Consider the following 18,129-nt stretch of genomic DNA (forward strand, 5'->3'; position numbering starts at 1 on the left):
ATCGCTTTTTAGAATGGAACTGAAACTGCTGAGAGCCTTCCTGACGGTGGCCGAACTGCGCCATTTCAGCCGCGCGGCCGATGCGCTGCACATCAGCCAGCCCGCGCTCAGCAAGCAAATCGGCATGCTGGAGGCGAGCGTCGGCGGCAAACTGTTCGAGCGCGGGCGGCATGGCGCGGTACTCACTTCGTTCGGCGAAACGTTTCTGCCCGATGCGCAAATGCTCGTGCGCGACGCAGACGAGATTCTGTCGCGCGCACGGGAATCGAGCAGTGGCCGGCGCGGTCATTTGCGCATCGGCATCTGTATGTCCGTCCTGACGATCGTGCCGCGGCTCATCGCCGACTTCCGCGCACGGCATCCCGGCGTCGCAATTACACTGAGCGATCTTTCCTCCGCCGAGCAAACTCGCCGCCTACTCGCGGGCAAGCTGGACGCCGGTTTCATGCGTCTGCCGCCCGCGGACGAATTGTCGTCGTTCAAGGTCATTGATGAGGGGCTGGCGCTGGCGCTGCCGTCGCACCTTCGCCATACACAGGTGCCGGGCGACCTCGGCATGCTCAATGAAATCGGCTTCATCGCTTTGCAGCGGGCGCGCGGGCCCGGCCTCGCCGCCCAGATCGACCGGTGGTGCGTCGAGCGCCGGTTCGTGCCGAATGTCACGCAGCAAGCCGAAGACGTTCAGTCAGTGCTCGCGTCGGTCGCTGCCGGCGTAGGCGCCGCATTCGTTCCTTCGAGCGCGCGGCATCTGCTGCGCGATGCGACGATCTTGCCGCTTCCCGGCAAGAACGCGAAGTGGCGCGTGGGACTGGCCTGGCCTGCGACGCGGGACGATGCCGTGACAAAGCAGTTCGTCTCGTTCATGCGTGCCGCGCTGAAAAATGCTTGATCGATATTGCGTTTTCCGTCTGCCGGACGCTTGATGTTTCGGCCACTGATGCGGCTAAATCGACTCGCGCGTCCGCGCCATGCAACCGCCGTTGCGCGGCCTGCTCACGATAGCGCTTGACCAGTCGTGCGCCCGCGCCGCCCTCACGCGCGCCGCTCGACCCGGAAAACGCCCCTGCCGTCGCGCTGCGCCCGGCTTATGCATCGCTCCTACTCCCGCTTCGCCTCCGGCGCGACACCCTCGCCAGCGCGATGCGACGGCGCCAACAGCCGCAGCCCGCTTGCCAAACTCGCCGCGCCTGCGAAAAATGCGCCCAGCGTCAGTGCAAGCGTCGGCCCATGCGAGCCCGCGATGCCGAAGCACAGAGCGACGAGCGCCGCGCCGGTGGCCTGTCCGATCAAGCGCGCGGTCGCGATAATGCCGCTCGCACCGCCGCTGCGCTCGGGCGGCGCACTGGCCATCAGCGCTTTCAGATTCGGCGACTGGAAAAAACCAAACCCCGCGCCGCACAACATCATTCGCCAGCCGATATCGATCACATGCGGATAAGGCGGCAACGCCGCAAGCCACACCATTCCCGCACTCAACAACGCCAGCCCGAACGCGCCGAGCAACCCTGGCGGATAGCGGTCGGACAACCGGCCGGCAACCGGCGCGGCCAACGCGACGACAGCCGACCACGGCGTCATCAGGAATCCCGTCTCGACAGGGCTTCGGTGCAACACGCTCTCGAAGTAAAACGGTAGCGATACGAACGCGAGCCCTTGTGCGGCAAACGCGCACACAGCAGTCACCGCCGATAGCGCGAACACCGGCCGGCGAAACAGATCGACGGGCAGCATCGGCGCGGCCCGGCCCGCCTCGCGACAGATCAGCAGCGTGCCGAAAACGAGCGCGACGGCCGCCGCAATCAGCACGGCATGCGCGGAGCCGCGCTGGGCCGCCTCGCCAAGCGCGAAGATCAAGGCCGCAAACGTCATGACATTGAAGCCCGCGGCAAGCGGATCGAAGCCCTGCGCACTGCGCTGCGTCCGCGGCAATGACGGAATCGCCACCGCGAGCGCAAGCACCCCGAGCGGCACGTTCACCGCGAACAACCACGGCCACGCGGCTACCGACAGAATCAGCGACGCCACCGTCGGCCCGACCGCGAACGACACGCCGACGATCAGCGCATTCAGCCCAACACCGCGTCCGAGCCGATGCGGCGGGTACAGATAGCGGATCAACGCGGTATTGACGCTCATGATCGCACTCGCACCGAGCCCCTGCACGATCCGCGCGGCGATCAGCATCGGCAACGTCGACACGAGCGAGCATGCGAGCGATGCGAGCGTGAACACGAACAGCCCACCGACATAGATACGCTTATGACCGACGATATCGCCGAGCGCGGCGAACGGCAGCAGCGTCGCCACCATCGCAAGCTGATACGCATTGATGATCCAGACCGACGCGGCAGGTGCGGTATGCAGATCGGCGGCGATCGCGGGCAGCGCGGTATTGGCGATCGCGGTATCGAGCGTGGCGAGCGCGACGGCAAGCATGATCGCGGCCATCGCACGCCAGTTGAACGCCGGCTGCACGGCACCGGCGGCAAAAGCGGTTTCGGACAAGATTGGACTCGGCAGACAGGCGACGCGCCGCTACATCGCAAATCGAGCGGCAACACGGCATGGAATCGTGCCGTGTCCTGCATTGTTGCAGAGGCGTCCGGATTCTGCAGACGAACGTCCGAACCGATTAGAAAACCGAAAGCTTGATAAGCGGCGGGCAGCCTTGCACAAACAGGCAATCGGCCGGCCGGCGGCAGCCTGCCTGCCGCTCGCGCCGACAAAAACCAAGGGAAAACCCTATAATAACGACCACACGTATCGCATCCGATGCGGGGCGCGCGCCACCGAGCCCCTCCGCAGTTCATTCTGACCGGGCAATTCCGCCATCCCTCCATCATGAAACGAATCGGCATATTTTTCGTCGCGAGCTGGACAGCCGCCGCGATGCTTTATCTCGGCCGGCACTCGGTGCCGATGATCGCGCTGAGCGGCGTAGCCGCGCTTGCGGGGTTTGACCTGCTGCGCCCATGAATCGTGACGGCCTCATCGCGCAGGCTGCTCCAGCGGGCGCTTGCGGCGGCATGCCGAAAAGAAAGCTGTCGCATTCACGCATCACTTTCTTTCATTAGCCATCCCGATCATTTTCATCTTCCCTTCTTTTTCCTTCCTTCTTCGTTCACGCACCAGATAGTGAACAGCCCCCCCATTTTTCCTCCGTTGAAACTAGCAGTTATCTGAAACAAGGCGCTCGCATACGCTTGGCGCGCTCACGTCCCCATAAGGGCCGTCGAGCCCAATAACGTCGCACTTTCTCAAAAGGACACACCCGATGAAAAAGAACGCCTGTTTCGCCCTCCCCTTTTCGTCGTTGTGCAAGCGCGTTGCGTGTGGTTGGCCGCTCGCGCTGGTCGCCGGCGCCGCATACGGCGCAACGGATTGGGTCGACACGCACACTCATGCATTCCTGAACCACGCGCAGACCGAAGCGCTCACGCGCAACGCAAGCCCTGCATCGCTCGAACTCGTCCCCGGCGAAGCCGTGCGCATCGTGGTCAGTCTGAAGCTGCGCCATGCCGAGCAATTGCAAACGATCGCACGCAACGTCAACAATCCGCATAGTTCGCAGTACCGGCAATTCATCACGAGCCGGCAATTCCTGTCGGATTACGCGCCGACCGACGCGCAGGTCAAGCAAGCCGTCGATTATCTGCGCAAGAACGGCTTCGCCGATATCGCCATCGCGCCGAACCGGCTGCTGATCTCCGCACGCGGTACGGCCGGCGCGGTCAAGCGCGCGTTCAATACGCCGCTCGTCCACTATCAATTCGCCGGCCGATCCGGCTATGCGAATACCGCCGCGGCCCAGGTGCCAAGCGCACTCGGCGGTGTCGTCGACGCCGTGCTCGGGCTGCAAAACGTCGCACGCGCGCGGCCGCTACTGAAAACCGGCACGATCGCGAAACCGCAGGCGGCCGCAGCCGGCACCGCGACCGGCCACTACCCGTCCGAATTCCCCGCGCTATACGACGCATCGGGCGTGCCGACGGCGGCGAACGCGACAGTCGGCATCGTGACGATCGGCGGCGTTTCGCAAGCAATTCAGGATCTGCAGCAGTTCACAAGCGCGAACGGCTATCCGGCGGTCAACACGCAGACTGTACAGACAAACGACGCCGGCACGAGCGGCAGCTACAGCGACGATCAAGAAGGCCAAGGCGAATGGGATCTCGACAGCCAATCGATCGTCGGCGCGGCAGGCGGCCGGGTCGGCCAACTGGTGTTCTACATGGCCGACCTCAACGCGCCCGGCAATACCGGGCTCACGCAGGCATTCAATCGGGTGGTGTCGGACAACGTCGCGAAGATCATCAACGTCTCGCTCGGCTGGTGCGAGAACGATGCGAATGCGGACGGCTCGCTCAGCGCCGAGGAACAGATCTTCACGCAGGCAGTCGCGCAAGGACAAACGTTCTCGGTGTCGTCAGGCGACGAAGGTGTTTATGAATGCAACAATCGCGGCTATCCGGACGGCGCGAATTACTCGGTATCGTGGCCTGCTTCATCGCCGCACGTGCTCGCGATCGGCGGCACGACGCTCTACACGACGTCATCCGGCGCGCTGTCGAGCGAGACGGTATGGAACGAGGGGCTCGATAGCGCAGGCAAGCTGTGGGCGACGGGCGGCGGTGTCAGCACGATTCTGCCGAACCCGTCGTGGCAAACTGGCAGCAACCGCCGGTTGCCCGACATCTCGTTCGACGCTGCGCAAAGCACCGGCGCGTACATCTACAACTATGGGCAAATTCAGCAGATCGGTGGCACGAGCCTCGCCGCCCCGCTTTTCTCCGGTTTCTGGGCTCGCCTGCTGTCCGCGAACGGTGCGGACCTCGGCTTTCCCGCAGCGAGCCTGTACAACTCGATTCCATCGAATCCGTCACTCGTGCGGTATGACGTCGTATCCGGCAATAACGGCTACGACGGTTATGGCTACAACGCCGGCCGAGGCTGGGATTACACGACCGGCTGGGGCAGTCTCGATATCGCGAATCTGAATCGGCTGATTCAGTCAGGCGGTTTCAGATAAGCGGCGGTCACGGGCGGCGCGTCATGCGCCGCCCGCGATGAGGCGCCGATACGTCGTAAAGGCCCACCCTCCTAAAGCAGATTGAAATTTAGTCATGCGGATCATCATGCCAGTTGCCTGCTTCCTTCATCGGCAATGCACGACGTCACGGAACCCGTTCGGCACACGGCGGCTCACTCGAGCCGCCGCCCGCTCCATTTTTCCGCTATCGCGCGCTCGATGACGCGCCGCCACGATCAAACGATGCCGCGCGCATCGCTTCGCCCGGTTCCGTGAAGTAGCGTTGCCGCAATTGCGCGATCTGTGCGTCGCGATCCTGCGGCGACAAATTCTGCGCCTCGATCTGCGCACGCTGCGCCGCATACTCGTTGTATTTCGCACGCCACGCGTTATCCGCCTGCTGCATCTTGGCCACTCGCTCGGCAGCTTCCGGCCCGAGCGTCTGCGTAAGCTGCGCACGCATCTCGTCGGGTGTCGCGTTCGATTTCTGCAATTTTTCGATTTGCGCGATCGCGTTGTTTTGCTGCTTCTGACGCTCCAGCTCGGCACGTTGATCGGCCGGCAACTGCTGCTCGAGCGCAGCAAGGCGCGCTGCCTTCTGATCGTCGTTCAACGACCGGTCGCGAACAATCTTCAAGCGGGCGAGATCGTAGCGCTGCCGCTCCTGCTCCACGCCGAAGAACGGCGCGTTCCAATCGCCGAGCGTGCGGCTCGCGATCGTCGCGCGCTGATCGAGCGCGAGTTGCAGTGCCGCGAGATCCTCCTTGTTGTCGACTGAACCACCGCCCGGCAACTTCGCGAGTTCGGCGAGATATGCGCGATAGCGCTTCCAGACGTCGAGCGCTTCGCCCTGCGCAACCGTGCCGTCAAGTTGCGCGGCAATCTCGCGGACGACGAGCGCATCGAGCGCCGTAGCGCTCACCTGATTTTGCGCGGTCAGAAAATAGTCGAAGAAGTCACGCACGGCCACCACCTTCGACAGATGGCCCTGCGCATCAAGCGGCAGGCGTGGCGCGGTCGAACCGGCGAGCGCAGGCGGCAAGCCGCTTGCGCCGGAACCCGCATCGGCGCTCGCCGCCACGACGCCCGCCGATGCGGCCAATGCAGCGGATGCGGCGCTCGGTGCGCCGGCATCGCCGGTCTTCCTGGCACCAACTCCGTACCAGACCGCACCGGCCGCGACAGCGGCGACCACCCCGTAAAGCGCGACGCGCCGCGCGACGCCGCTCTGACTACCTGTCATCGATTACACGCCTTGAGTTTTCAGCCGGTTCGCGTGGGTACGAATCGCCGCCACCGGATCTTCGGCAAACGCGCCCCGCACACCGAGCAATTGGTTGATTTCGTCAATGTGATTCCAATGATAGCTCGTGCTGAGCACCTGGCCATACAGCGCGCTGCAACGCGAGACCAGTCCATCGTTGGCACCCGAAGCGCGATTGACCATCACCGTGCCGGTGGTGAGCAACGAGAGCGTCGATGCATCGAGCACGTTCGCTGGATCAACGACGGGAATCGTGCTCGTATCCGCTGCGCCGGTCACCACGCCAAGCAACGATATCGTCGGCTGAATCGCCGTTCCCGTCCACGAATAGAGCAGATGTTTGTTGCCATTGACCGTCTCCGTCGCCGCGCCCGTCTGGCATGCGGCCAGCGACGAACCCAGGCCGGCGCTCGGATAGTTTTGATTGAAAATCGCGGTCTGCGACGTCTCGAGCGCCTTCAGCGCAGCAAGCGCATCCTGATTCGTGTTGAGATTGCTGCTCGTCAGTGTTCCGAACACATTGGCAAACGCCGCAATCGCACCCTGCAGCAAGCCGGTGGGATCGACGCTCGTGACTTGCTGCACGAAATCCGCGAATTGCGAGCCCCAGTGCGGCGTGCCGATCGTCGTCACCGAAGCGACGAGATCCGGCGCAACCGCCGCGACATAACGCGACGTCAAACCGCCTTGGCTATGGCCGATCAGATTCACCTTCGTCGCACCCGTGGCCGCCATCACCTGCTTCACATATGCAAGCAATTGTTCGCCGCGACCGTCCGGGCCGTCGTCGCTCTGGAAGCCGGACAGATTCGCAACATAGACCTTCGCGCCGTGCGCCTGCAGGTCTTGCTGAATCCCATACCAATAGTCGAGAACGTTCGCGTACTTATCAGTGCCAGTCAGGCCATGCACCAAAATGATCGGGTATTGGGTCGCCGCGTAATTGTCGACCACGGTCGTCGCAGCGGATGCCGATTGCGCCCCCGCCAGCGACAGGAACGTGCCGACGCTTGCTGCAGGTGCCGCGCTCATTGCGAATGCGACTGCAGCCGCCATTACTTTGGATCGAATCGGTTTGGCCATCACTGTCTCCAGATTGTGGATTATGGGTCAATAATATTGAGAAGCAACGAGCGAAGTCAGTTGGCTCGCAGACATTTCTCGGGGGCCGCATCGCAGCCCGCATACATACGCAAATACGAGGCTGACGGTCCAACATAGACATATCTATGTTCGGGCATACATTTAACATGCGAACATAGGTATGTCTATGTATTGAAGCACGCCTAACTAAATTTGACCAACCGTTTGAAACCAACTCTCTATTAAATCGTCAGACCACTCGCGGTCTGACGATTCCGATGACGCGCCGCATCACGATCGGCGTCGACGCGGCGCAGCATATCGCGCATGCCGCGCCAAACAGATGCACCGAGTCGATTTCACCCGCTATATGCCCTGCGCTTTCAAACGGTTCGCATGCGTGCGGATCGCCGCGATAGGATCTTCCGCATATGCGCCATGCAGGCCGAGCACATGGTTGATCGCGTCGCTATGGTTCCAGCGATAAGTTCCGAGCACTTGACCGTACAGCGCGCTGCACTGCGACACGACGCCGTCGTTCGGCCCCGAGCCACGGTTGATCATCACCGTGCCGGTGCCGAGAAAAGCCAGCGGCGAAGGGCTGAGCAGATAAACCGGATCGACGAGCGCAATCGTGCTTTTGTCGATCGCGCCGGTCACGCCCAGCACCGATCCGGTCGGCTGAATCGCCGTGCCGCCCCATGAATAGAGCCGCTGCGTATTGCCGTTGACGGTTTGCGTCGCCGCGCCCGTCCGGCATGCATCGAGCGACGCACCCAGACCCGCGCTCGGGAATTTCTCGTTATAGGCAGCCGCCTTCGCCGTCGTCAGCACCGACAGCGCTTCGAGCGAATCCTGATTCGTGTTGAGGCTGCTGCTCGTCAAGGTTCCGATGACATTGGCGAAGCCGGCAATCGCCGACGTGAGCAGACCTGTCGGATCTTTCTGCAACAGTTCCGACACATAATCGGCGAATTGCGAGCCCCAGTGCGGCGTGCTGATCGTCGTCACCGACGCGACCAATTCCGGTGCGACAGCCGCCACATAGCGCGACGTCAAACCGCCCTGGCTGTGTCCGATCAGATTCACTTTCTTGGCGCCCGTCGCGGCAAGGACCTGCTTCACATATGCCAGCAACTGTTCGCCGCGGCCGTCGGGGCCGTCGTCGGCCTGGTAGCCGGACAAATTCGCAACGTAGACCTTTGCGCCATGCGCCTGCAAGTCCGCCGGAATGTGATACCAGTATTCGACGACGCCGCCGTACTTGTCCGTGCCGGTCAAGCCATGCACGAGGACGATCGGATATCGGGTGGCAGCGTAATCGTCGGCCGCTGCCGTCGCGGCAACCGCCGTCTGCGCGCTTGCCAGCGATAGAAAAATACCCGCCCCTGCCGCAGGCGCTGCGCTCATCGCACATGCGAGCGCCGTCGCCGCTACCCTGCTTCGTATGGTTTCGATCATGTTGTTTTTAAAAATCGCTTTGGAAATAGCGATATCAAAGCACTAGGCGAAATTCGTTCGATACAGCGTCGAGATTTGCCGCGTGCTTTTTCATCGCCCGGTTAATGGCCGATCCTGCCGACCTGCCGTCGGACCGCGCCGACAAGCACACACGGCCCGCCGCTTCGCACGGCGCATCGCGTCACGCAGGCCCTGAAACCTTCGCGATGCATCGTGCAAGACTGCCTTGACCGGCGATCACACGCCGGCCGTCTTCAACCGATTCGCTTGCGTGCGGATTGCCGCGACCGGATCCTCGACATTCGCGCCCAGCACGCCGAGGGTCTGGTTGATCGCATCGGTATGGTTCCAGTGATAGGTGCCGAGCACCCGGCCATACAGCGCGCTGCACTGCGACACGACGCCGTCGTTCGGGCCGGCGCCGCGATTGATCATCACCGTGCCGGTGCCGAGCAGCGCAAGCGTCGACGGATCGAGCAGATTCGCCGCGTCCGTGGGGCCGCTCACGCTCGTATCGACAACGCCCGTCGCCGTCGGCTGAATCGCGCTGCCGCCCCACGAATAGAGCAGATGGGTGTTGCCGTTGAGCGTCTCGCGCGCCGCGCCCGTCTGGCACGAGCCCGGCGCGCCGAGTCCCGCGCTCTGGAATTTCTCGTTATAAGCAGCCGCTTTCGCCATCGTCAGCACCGACAGCGCTTCGATCGCATTCTGATTCGTGTTGAAATTGCTGCTCGTCAACGTCCCGAGCGCATTCGCAAACGCGCCGAGCACCGTCGACGACAGGCCGGTCGGGTCCTTCTGCAACAGTTCAGACACATAGTCCGCGAATTCCGAACCCCGGTGCGGCGTGCTGATCGTCGTCACCGAAGCGACCAGGTCCGGCGCGACGGCCGCCACGTAGCGCGACGTCAGTCCGCCCTGGCTGTGGCCGATCAAATTCACTTTCTGCGCCCCCGTGGCCGCGAGCACCTGCTTTACGTATGCAAGCAATTGCTCGCCACGGCCGTTCGGCCCGTCGTCGCTCTGATAGCCCGACAGGTTCGCGACATAGACCTTCGCGCCGTGAGCCTGCAAGTCCGCCGGAATACGATACCAGTATTCGACGATGCCGCCGTACTTGTCCGTGCCGGTCAAGCCATGCACGAGGATGATCGGATATTTCGTCGCAGCGTAATCGTCGGCGGCGACCGTTGCCGCGGACGCAGCGCGCACGCCGGCCAATGACAACAACGTTCCCACACTCGCGGCAGACGCCGCACTCATTGCGAAAGCAACCACACTCGCCAATGCCTTCGCTCGCATCGATCTGCCCATCTTTCTCTCCTTGCTTTAAATGCGTATCAATGATTCGAGGATGAGGATGCAACTACCGCAGATGCGACGATGCTTCCGGCTACGAAGCATCGCCCGTGCGCTGCCTCGGCGACACCGCTCTCAACGGCATCGCTCGAAACACTCCGATACGAGACAAATGAACAAAAACGAACATAAACGAACGTTTTCGCACCGGAGAGCGAAGTGAATCACGTTTGGCAAAATTACGCAGACAATTAGATAGGGCGTTCCAATCTATTGACAGCGATTTGTAAGTAAAATTAACCGCCCTCTTTTTCAGCCGGGCCCGACGAAACTCGACGTTACAGCTTTGCGCTGACGCGCACCCACGCGGTACGCCCCGGCTCCGTCACCGGCGCATTCGCCGGATACCCGAACCCAGCGTTCCCCCCAAGATTCAGGTGCTCCGCATAGGCTTTATCGAACACATTGTCGATGCCGACCGAAATCTGTACGCCCTTGCTGACGTTGTATTGCGCATGCAACGACAGCACGCCGAAGCCGGCGCTCGGCCCGAAATCCTTGCCGACCACGTTGCCCTCATTCAGCGCATAGCGACGCTGCGGCGCAACCACGCGCCACAAGCCGCCCGCCGCCCATGCGCCGCGCGCGTATTCGATACCCAAACGCGCTTCGAGCGGCGGCATCTGCGGCAACGGCGCACCGCTTTGCACATTGCGTCCCCACGCATAGGCCAGCGACGAATCGAAGCGCCACGGCGCGGCCGGCCGCCATGACGCGCCGATCTCGCCGCCCATGATCTGCGCGTTCACGTTCGTCGCCCGCGTCGTCTGCCCCATCGTGCCCGTCATGTAATCGAACAGAATGAAGTCCTGCACATAGCCCGCATAGGCGGACACCCATGCATCGAGTGTGCGGGTCTTGTACTGCGCGCCGACGTCGAGCTGCGTCGTCCTTTCGGGCCGGATCGCGGAAAACGCATTGATCGAGCCGCTCGGGCCGCGCCGCGCCGAGAACAATTCCCAGTAATCGGGAAAGCGTTGTGCATGGCCCAGCCCCGCATACCAAGTGAGCGGCAACGACACGAGATCATGCTCGTATCTGACGAAGCCGCTCGGCAACACGCGCGAGCGCACATCGTCGAACGTCGGGTTGCGCATGCTCATATGCATGCCGCCCGCCGTTGCGCGTTTGTCGCGCGCCGCCGCGTAATCGAGCCGCGCCCCGCCGATCACCCGCGACGCGCTGCTCGCATGCCAGGTCAGTTCGCCGAACACCCCCGCGTTCCACATGTTGGCCTGCTGACTCCACGGCTGGTCGCCGTAGTTTTGGGTGCCCATTGCCGAGCGCGAATCGAGCCGATGCGATTGCGCGTCGACGCCCGTCACGAGCTTGAGGGCATCGGCAAAACGCAGCGTCGCGGCCACGCGCGCGCCGGCCGTGCGCCGCCGCACTTCCGAGGCCATCCGCATCGGCATGCTGCTGGTGGGATCGGGCATGCGCAATGTGTAGTTGTCCATCACATGATCGGCGACGTTGTAATAGACCTGCGCTTCGAGCCGATCAAGCACGCCGGCGATATGCTTCTTGTCGAATTTCAGGCCGTAGGTCTCGCGCCGGAAATGCGCGCCGTCCATCCCACGGCCCGCGTAGCGGGCATAGCCGTCGCCAGTGCCAGCGCTCAGCTCGATGCGCGTGTTGTCGTCAGGCGTGAAGCCCAGCGCCGCATCCGCATTCCACTTGTCCCACTGTGACGGCACCGTGCGGCCATTGCCGTCCTTGTAATCCTGCGCGTGCGCGTGATTCGCGCTCACGCGGCCGTAGAAGTCCGGCGTACCTGCGGTCACGTCGACGTTCTGATCGTTGCGCCCGAACGAGCCGCCGACCACGCTGCCGTCGAACCGTATGCCCGGCGCCTTGAAGCGAGGCGTCACCCGTTCGAACAGCACCGTGCCGGCCGATGCGCCCGGCCCGTACAACACGGTCTGCGGCCCTTTGACGACGGTGACTTTGTCGTAGCTCTCGGGCGCGATATACGAAGTCGGCGCATCCATCCGGCTCGGACACGCACCGAGCGTCGGCAGTCCGTTCGCGAGAATGTTGAGCCGTGAGCCGAACATGCCGCGCAGCACCGGATCGCCGTTGGTGCCGCCGCTCCTGATCGACGCGAAACCCGGGATCGTCTTCAGATAATCGGCGCCGTCGCTTGCGGGCAACGGTTGGCGCGGCGTCTTGGGATGGCTGATCACGACCAGCGGCGTCGACTCCGGCGCCGCGACGACTTCGATCGTCGGCAAAACGGGCGCGACCGGAATGTTGATGGCGTCATGCCGCGGCGCGGGCCCGGCGGTTTGCGCGGCAGCCGTGGCGTAATGGAAAGCGAGCGCGCCGGCGACGAAGGCAGGCGCACTCAGCGGCGCGACGCGCCGATGGCTGCGTGCGCGAACGGCACGCGCGGCAAGCGCGGGACGCGGAAATCGGATTGACATGGATCTAAACTCGAAAGGCTCCCGTTCGCTCGATCGAAGCATCGAGCGGATAGGGGCTTGGATGAACGGAAATGGCGTCGAACGTTCAGGCGTTTCGAGGAGGCGCACGCGGGTACGCGTGCGAATGGCGTTCGGGCGAACGCTCGATCCTGTCGAAGAAAGCAGGAAGCGCGGCTACCGCCGAATAAGCGGCGAATATCGGCGCTGCGGCAGTGCCGAGCGGCGGACTGTGAGCGAAGAAAGCGCAATATCCGCATGCGTCGAGATGCAACGCATGGTGCCCGGCGCCGTGTCCGGATGCATGCACGCCAGCCGCGTCGTGCCCGACGCCGCAGATCACGGCCTCGGGCTGCACGGCTGGCCGTGCGTATGCCTGCGATACGAGCGGCGCGGCGATCGCCAACCAGATCGCAAGCATGCCTAACCAGGCAGTCAATTTGCGAAATCGGTTGGGCATGAGGCGAGCAGGCGTAAAGGGAATGTAATGCCGCCCGAATGTTACAGAATATTTACCTGCTTGGATAGCGCGCCGGCGGCACGCCGAACGCGTATCGCGTTACCGGAAGCGCATCGCGCGTTGCATATGCCACGACGCATGCGCTCGCGGCACGATCGTCAGAACATCATGCGGCGCAACGTCGCATCCCGCTTGACGAAATGGTGCCAAAGCGCGGCAAGCGCATGCAGCCCGATCACGTAATAAAACACGTTACCGACGGTCTCATGCACTTCCTTGACCAGCGGCCGCAGATCGGGATTCGGACCAAACAGCGTGAACGACCAGTCGACCCATGCAAGCGTGACTGGCTTTCCGCCGAAATTCAGCAGCATGATTCCGAGCAGCGGCTGAGCGACGATAAACACGTAAAGCGCGACGTGAGTGAGTTTGGCCAGCAGCGAGAGCCATGCCGACTGAGGCAATGCCTGCGGCGCGCGGCTCACGAAACGCCAGACGGTCCGCAGGACGGCGAGCGTCAGCACGAGCGTGCCGGCAAAAAAATGGACGTTCGACCAGAACACGCGGCTATCGGTACCTTTCGGCCCGCGAATCTCGATCGCGAGATACGCAAGCGCGACCAGCACGAAGATTGCCCAATGAAAGAACACGGCGGGACGGTTGTAACGTGCTTGATCGGCAAAAATAGAGTTCATCGTGAATCGCATTCCTGTTGAGATAACCACCGCACGTTGTGCGGCATCGATTGCGCTATCCTCGAACAACACCCTGGCCGTCGCGTGCGCCGCGACGGCGTCATTCATCGCATCACGTGAGGTTCGTCGGTGCAGAAAGCCGTTTTCGTCGCAGCCTACCGGCTCCTCGGCTGCATGCTGATCCTGTCCGCGACGTTGTATAGCCTCGCGCTCCGGTGGGGCACGCCGACGTTCCGGCTCAGCAATTTCTTCAGCTACTTCACACAACTGAGCAACCTGCTCGCGGCGGCCGTGCTGCTTGCGGGCTTGTGGCTCGCCGCGCGGCCGCCGTCACCGCGCTACGAATCGGCGCGCGGCGCGGTCGTGCTCTACCTGGCGATCACCGGCATCGTCTATGCTCTGCTGCTGTCCCGCCTGGATTCGACCCACCATGTAACGCCGCATTATACGAACTGGATCCTGCATCGGATCATGCCGATCGTCGTATTTCTTGATTGGGTCTATGTCGCGCCGCGCGTGAGGATCGAGTGGGCGCATCTCGCACGCTGGCTCGCGTTTCCGATTGCCTACCTCGCCTATACGCTCGTGCGCGGAACACTCGTCGATTGGTATCCATACCCGTTCGTCGATCCGCGTGCACATGGTTATCTGAATGTCGCCGTGTATTGCGGCGCGATCACGGCGGGCAGCGTGATGTTCGCCGCGATGATCGTCCTGCTCGGCAATCGATCCGGCGCGTCGGCGATGCGCTTGGAAAGCAGTTGAGCGCGAACCGCCCGATACGGGACAGCCGTTGAGGTTCATGCTTGCGACGATCCGCGCGCCGGCGCGGCCGGGCGCGGCGCGTAAACGATGCGCCGCCGGCGCGCGTCCTGTGGCCACGCATCCGGCTTGTCGCCGGATGCGGCGAAAACGCACACACGCCTGTCGCTTCCGGTGTTCAAGAGCCATTGCGCGGCAGCAGCCCGATCGGATCAACGGCCTTGCCGTTGCGGCGCACTTCGAATTCGAACGTCGCGCGGCCGCTCACATCGGTGGCCATCTCCGCGACCGGTTGGCCCGCGCTCACCGCATCGCCTTCATTGACGAGCAGCCTGTCGTTATGGCCATACGCGGTGATGAGGCCATTGTCGTGCTTCAAAATCACGAGCGGCCCATATGCGGCCACGCCCGAGCCTGCATAAACGACCCGGCCGGGCGCGGCCGCACGCACCGTGTGATCGTCGCCGGTGGCGGTGATCTCGATGCCGTGGTTCCTGCCCGCGCCGAACGGCGCCGTTACGGTGCCGCGCGCAGGCCACGCGAGCATAGGCGTCGTGGCTTCGGGCTGCGCGCTGGCGGCCGGCGGCTCGAGCGTCTGCGCGCTCGGCGGCGGCGCCGGCTCCGTGAGGCCGGGCGGAGGCGCCACGCGCAGCACCTGGCCGGGCGTCACCATATCGGTGGGCGCGATGTGGTTCCAGCGCGCGACATCCTGCGTGCTTTGTGCGAACGCGGCTGCCACGCTCGCGAGCGTATCGCCCGGATTGACCCGGTAATAGCCGGCAAGCACGCCGGGCGGTCGCGCAACCGGTTGCGCAGGCTGCTGCGCATGCTCGGGTTGCCACATATCGGTCCACGGCGTCACCGTGCAGCCGCCGACGAGCGCCGCGCCCGCCGCCACGAGCATCACGCGCATCGTGTGGCGCGTGTCGAGCCAATCCGGGAACAGGGTTATTCTCAAACGTACCTCCGTCGTTTCTCCACACTTGCGGCCGCGCATTCAATGCAACGGCCCAACCAGCCAAACCGTCCGCTCCTATCGGACCTTAAATACCGCCGTCGGGTTCGATGACGGAAATCCCCGCTTCGCCGAACGGATGCGCAACACGCTCCATTCATTCCGACGCATGAAAGATGCCGCCAGTATCGGAAATTTCCGCATATTCGCAGTCACATCCCGACAACGCATCTCGGCACCCGATCGAGTCCGGCAATGGCTTGCTCACCGTCGTTCACATTGTCATGGATACGGCTGACCAGCCCAATCCGCGCGCGCTGAGGACGCCCGCGCAGGCGATATCGACGGCACCCCATGCACGCAATATGGCATTGCGTTGACCGTGAACGACCTTCATAGGCGCCCCGATGCCGCCCGAGCCGGGCGCGCCTTCCTATGGCATGGATAGTAACCCGCTCGGCCGGCACGGTGTAAATCGCCGGCGGGTGAGCGCTTGGAGGCTTGCGCCTTCGTTCGCGGAAGGGCAAAAGAATCAGCCCGCACGCTCCATTGATCGGAGCGTGCGGGCTGACGAGAGGATGATGCGTACAACTGGAACCGCTGCCGCCAAATCGAACCGCGGCGCGCGGCGATGCCGCTCAATGGCCCTTGTAGACCGGCGCGCCATCGGCGATGCGGTTGACCTTCCACGGCGAGCCGGATTCGACCGTCGCGGCCGGTTGCGCGCCATAGCCGCTCGTATCAGCCTTCGCGGCGACATTGCTTTGCGCATGGACGCGCGCTTCGGCGGCCTGGATTTCTTCCGGGTAGTTCACGCGGTCGCTGGCCGGGTTGTAGCCTGCCTTCTCCAATTGGAGCAGTTCGGCCTTCACCTCGGCGCGGCTCACCGCGCCATTGGCCTGCTGGGCAAACGAGACGGCGGGGACGGCAAGAGCGGCGGCAACTGCGACAGTAGCGATCAACGATTTCATGATGGAACCTCCGTAACTTTTTTGGCGTCGCGGCACACACCATGTGTACTGCGATTGACTGTAGTCTAGTCACCGAGGCACTTAGGGAAAACCATGAATCAACGAAAACACTGTTTCCTACTTAATAACAATCGCTGCCCGGTCTTAGAAAAACTCTATCGATAAGATAGATGATTGCAACAATTACCGATTCCGCCCCCATTAAGACCAATTCGCGTGGAAACTGCCCGGCTTGTCGGTCCGCTCGAACGTATGTGCACCGAAGAAGTCGCGCTGCGCCTGAACGAGGTTCGCAGGCACCCGCGCGGAACGGTAGCCGTCGAAGTACGCAATGGCCGACGCAAACGCCGGCACGGGCACGCCCGCCTTTACCGCGGCAATCACGACATCACGCAGCGCTTGCTGATAATTCGCGGCGATCTCGCGGAAATACGGATCGAGCAGCAAGTTCGCGAGCGCCGGATTGGCCGCATACGCGTCGGTGATTTTCTGAAGGAAGCGCGCACGGATGATGCAGCCTGCGCGGAAAATGCGCGCGATCGCGCCCAGGTCGAGATTCCATCCGTATTCCTTCGACGCGGCGCCGAGTTGCGCGAAACCTTGCGCATACGAAATAACCTTGCTCAAGTACAGCGCGCGGCGCACCGCTTCGACGAACGCATCGCGATCGCCCCCGAGCGGCGCGGCTGCCGGTCCGCTCAACACTTCGCTCGCGGCAACGCGTTCCTGCTTCAGCGACGACAGCACCCGCGCGAACACCGATTCGGTAATGAGCGGCAGCGGCACGCCGAGATCGAGCGCATTCTGGCTCGTCCATTTGCCGGTGCCCTTTTGCGCCGCGCGATCCAGAATCACATCGACGAGATGTTGGCCCGTTTCGTCGTCCTTCTTGCCGAAAATCTTCGACGTGATCTCGATCAGATAGCTGTCGAGCTCGCCTTGGTTCCATTCGGTATAGACCGCGCCCAGTTCCTCGTTCGTCAGCCCCGCAACCTGCTTGAGCACGGCATAGCTTTCGGCGATGAGTTGCATGTCGCCGTACTCGATCCCGTTGTGCACCATCTTCACATAATGGCCGGCGCCGTCCGGGCCCATGTACGCGACGCACGGCTCGCCGTCGGCAGGAGCCTTCGCGGCGATCTGCTTGAGGATCGGCTCGACCAGCTCGTATGCGTCGCGCTGGCCGCCCGGCATGATCGACGGGCCGTGCAGCGCCCCTTCCTCGCCGCCGGACACGCCCGTGCCGATGAAATGCAGCCCGGCTTGCGCAAGCTCCTGGTTGCGGCGGATCGTATCGGTGAAGTGCGTGTTGCCGCCGTCGATCAGCACGTCGCCCTTGGCGAGCAGCGGCTTGAGCGCCGCGATCGTCGCGTCGGTCGCTTCGCCCGCCTTCACCATCAGCAGAATCCGGCGCGGAGTTTCGAGCGACGCGACGAATTCCTCAAGCGTATAGGTCGGCACGAGTTTGCGATCGGGAAATTCGGCGATCAGCTCATCGGTCTTCTCGCGGCTGCGGTTGTATACCGACACCGCGTAGCCACGGCTTTCGATATTCAGCGCCAAATTACGCCCCATCACCGCGAGACCGACCACACCGATTGCTTGCTTACCCATTATTCAATTCTCCGGAAAAAAACGGGGCGCGACTTGTGCAAGTCGCGCGTACA

The 18,129-nt window shown here is 63.0% G+C and carries 15 protein-coding genes; 4 read left to right on the forward strand and 11 right to left on the reverse strand.

Annotated features, from left to right (window positions below; translation table 11 throughout):
* Positions 1-13 precede the first annotated feature (13 nt).
* A complete protein-coding gene (locus BSIN_RS20525) occupies positions 14-889 on the forward strand; it encodes a LysR family transcriptional regulator (protein WP_089341791.1) in 876 nt (291 codons plus the stop codon).
* A 209-nt stretch (positions 890-1,098) separates the two neighbouring features.
* Here the strand turns inward: BSIN_RS20525 and BSIN_RS20530 are convergent, their stop codons facing one another.
* A complete protein-coding gene (locus tag BSIN_RS20530; RefSeq protein WP_089341792.1) occupies positions 1,099-2,505 on the reverse strand; it encodes an MFS transporter in 1,407 nt (468 codons plus the stop codon).
* Between the two features lie 336 nt (positions 2,506-2,841).
* Here BSIN_RS20530 and BSIN_RS26590 point away from each other — a divergent pair, with 336 nt between their 5' ends.
* Positions 2,842-2,976, forward strand: coding sequence for a hypothetical protein (locus BSIN_RS26590; RefSeq protein ID WP_089341793.1), 135 nt, complete (start codon positions 2,842-2,844; stop codon positions 2,974-2,976).
* A gap of 298 nt (positions 2,977-3,274) precedes the next feature.
* Positions 3,275-5,029, forward strand: a complete 1,755-nt coding sequence (locus tag BSIN_RS20540; protein ID WP_089341794.1) for a S53 family peptidase — start codon at positions 3,275-3,277, stop codon at positions 5,027-5,029.
* Between the two features lie 205 nt (positions 5,030-5,234).
* Here the strand turns inward: BSIN_RS20540 and BSIN_RS20545 are convergent, their stop codons facing one another.
* From BSIN_RS20545 to BSIN_RS20575, 7 genes are all read right to left on the reverse strand, one after another.
* Complete coding sequence (locus BSIN_RS20545; RefSeq protein ID WP_089341795.1) at positions 5,235-6,272, reverse strand: lipase secretion chaperone; 1,038 nt, start codon at positions 6,270-6,272, stop codon at positions 5,235-5,237.
* Between the two features lie 3 nt (positions 6,273-6,275).
* Entirely contained in the window at positions 6,276-7,376 is a 1,101-nt protein-coding gene (locus BSIN_RS20550) for a triacylglycerol lipase (protein ID WP_089341796.1), read from the reverse strand.
* A 366-nt stretch (positions 7,377-7,742) separates the two neighbouring features.
* On the reverse strand, positions 7,743-8,837 hold the full coding sequence (locus tag BSIN_RS20555) for an esterase/lipase family protein (protein WP_089341797.1): 1,095 nt from the start codon (positions 8,835-8,837) through the stop codon (positions 7,743-7,745).
* A 237-nt stretch (positions 8,838-9,074) separates the two neighbouring features.
* Positions 9,075-10,151: an esterase/lipase family protein gene (locus BSIN_RS20560; protein ID WP_173678725.1), complete on the reverse strand. Its 1,077-nt coding sequence runs from the start codon at positions 10,149-10,151 to the stop codon at positions 9,075-9,077.
* A gap of 323 nt (positions 10,152-10,474) precedes the next feature.
* Entirely contained in the window at positions 10,475-12,622 is a 2,148-nt protein-coding gene (locus tag BSIN_RS20565) for a TonB-dependent copper receptor (protein WP_089341798.1), read from the reverse strand.
* Between the two features lie 85 nt (positions 12,623-12,707).
* Positions 12,708-13,079, reverse strand: a complete 372-nt coding sequence (locus BSIN_RS20570; RefSeq protein ID WP_089341799.1) for a DUF2946 domain-containing protein — start codon at positions 13,077-13,079, stop codon at positions 12,708-12,710.
* Between the two features lie 158 nt (positions 13,080-13,237).
* Positions 13,238-13,774 carry a cytochrome b gene (locus BSIN_RS20575; RefSeq protein WP_089341826.1) on the reverse strand — a complete coding sequence of 179 codons (537 nt, stop codon included), beginning with the start codon at positions 13,772-13,774 and terminating at the stop codon, positions 13,238-13,240.
* 129 nt (positions 13,775-13,903) lie between these two features.
* Between BSIN_RS20575 and BSIN_RS20580 the strand changes: the two genes are divergently transcribed.
* Positions 13,904-14,539 (forward strand): Pr6Pr family membrane protein, encoded by a 636-nt coding sequence (locus BSIN_RS20580; RefSeq protein WP_089341800.1) that lies wholly within the window; start codon positions 13,904-13,906, stop codon positions 14,537-14,539.
* 175 nt (positions 14,540-14,714) lie between these two features.
* Here BSIN_RS20580 and BSIN_RS20585 read toward each other — a convergent pair whose 3' ends face one another.
* From BSIN_RS20585 to gnd, 3 genes are all read right to left on the reverse strand, one after another.
* Positions 14,715-15,533: a peptidoglycan DD-metalloendopeptidase family protein gene (locus BSIN_RS20585; protein WP_089341801.1), complete on the reverse strand. Its 819-nt coding sequence runs from the start codon at positions 15,531-15,533 to the stop codon at positions 14,715-14,717.
* A gap of 596 nt (positions 15,534-16,129) precedes the next feature.
* A complete protein-coding gene (locus tag BSIN_RS20595; RefSeq protein WP_089341803.1) occupies positions 16,130-16,462 on the reverse strand; it encodes a DUF4148 domain-containing protein in 333 nt (110 codons plus the stop codon).
* 201 nt (positions 16,463-16,663) lie between these two features.
* A complete protein-coding gene (gene gnd / locus BSIN_RS20600) occupies positions 16,664-18,076 on the reverse strand; it encodes an NADP-dependent phosphogluconate dehydrogenase (protein WP_089341804.1) in 1,413 nt (470 codons plus the stop codon).
* Positions 18,077-18,129: the final 53 nt, after the last annotated feature.

The sequence above is a fragment of the Burkholderia singularis genome (assembly GCF_900176645.1).
Lineage (GTDB): Bacteria > Pseudomonadota > Gammaproteobacteria > Burkholderiales > Burkholderiaceae > Burkholderia > Burkholderia singularis.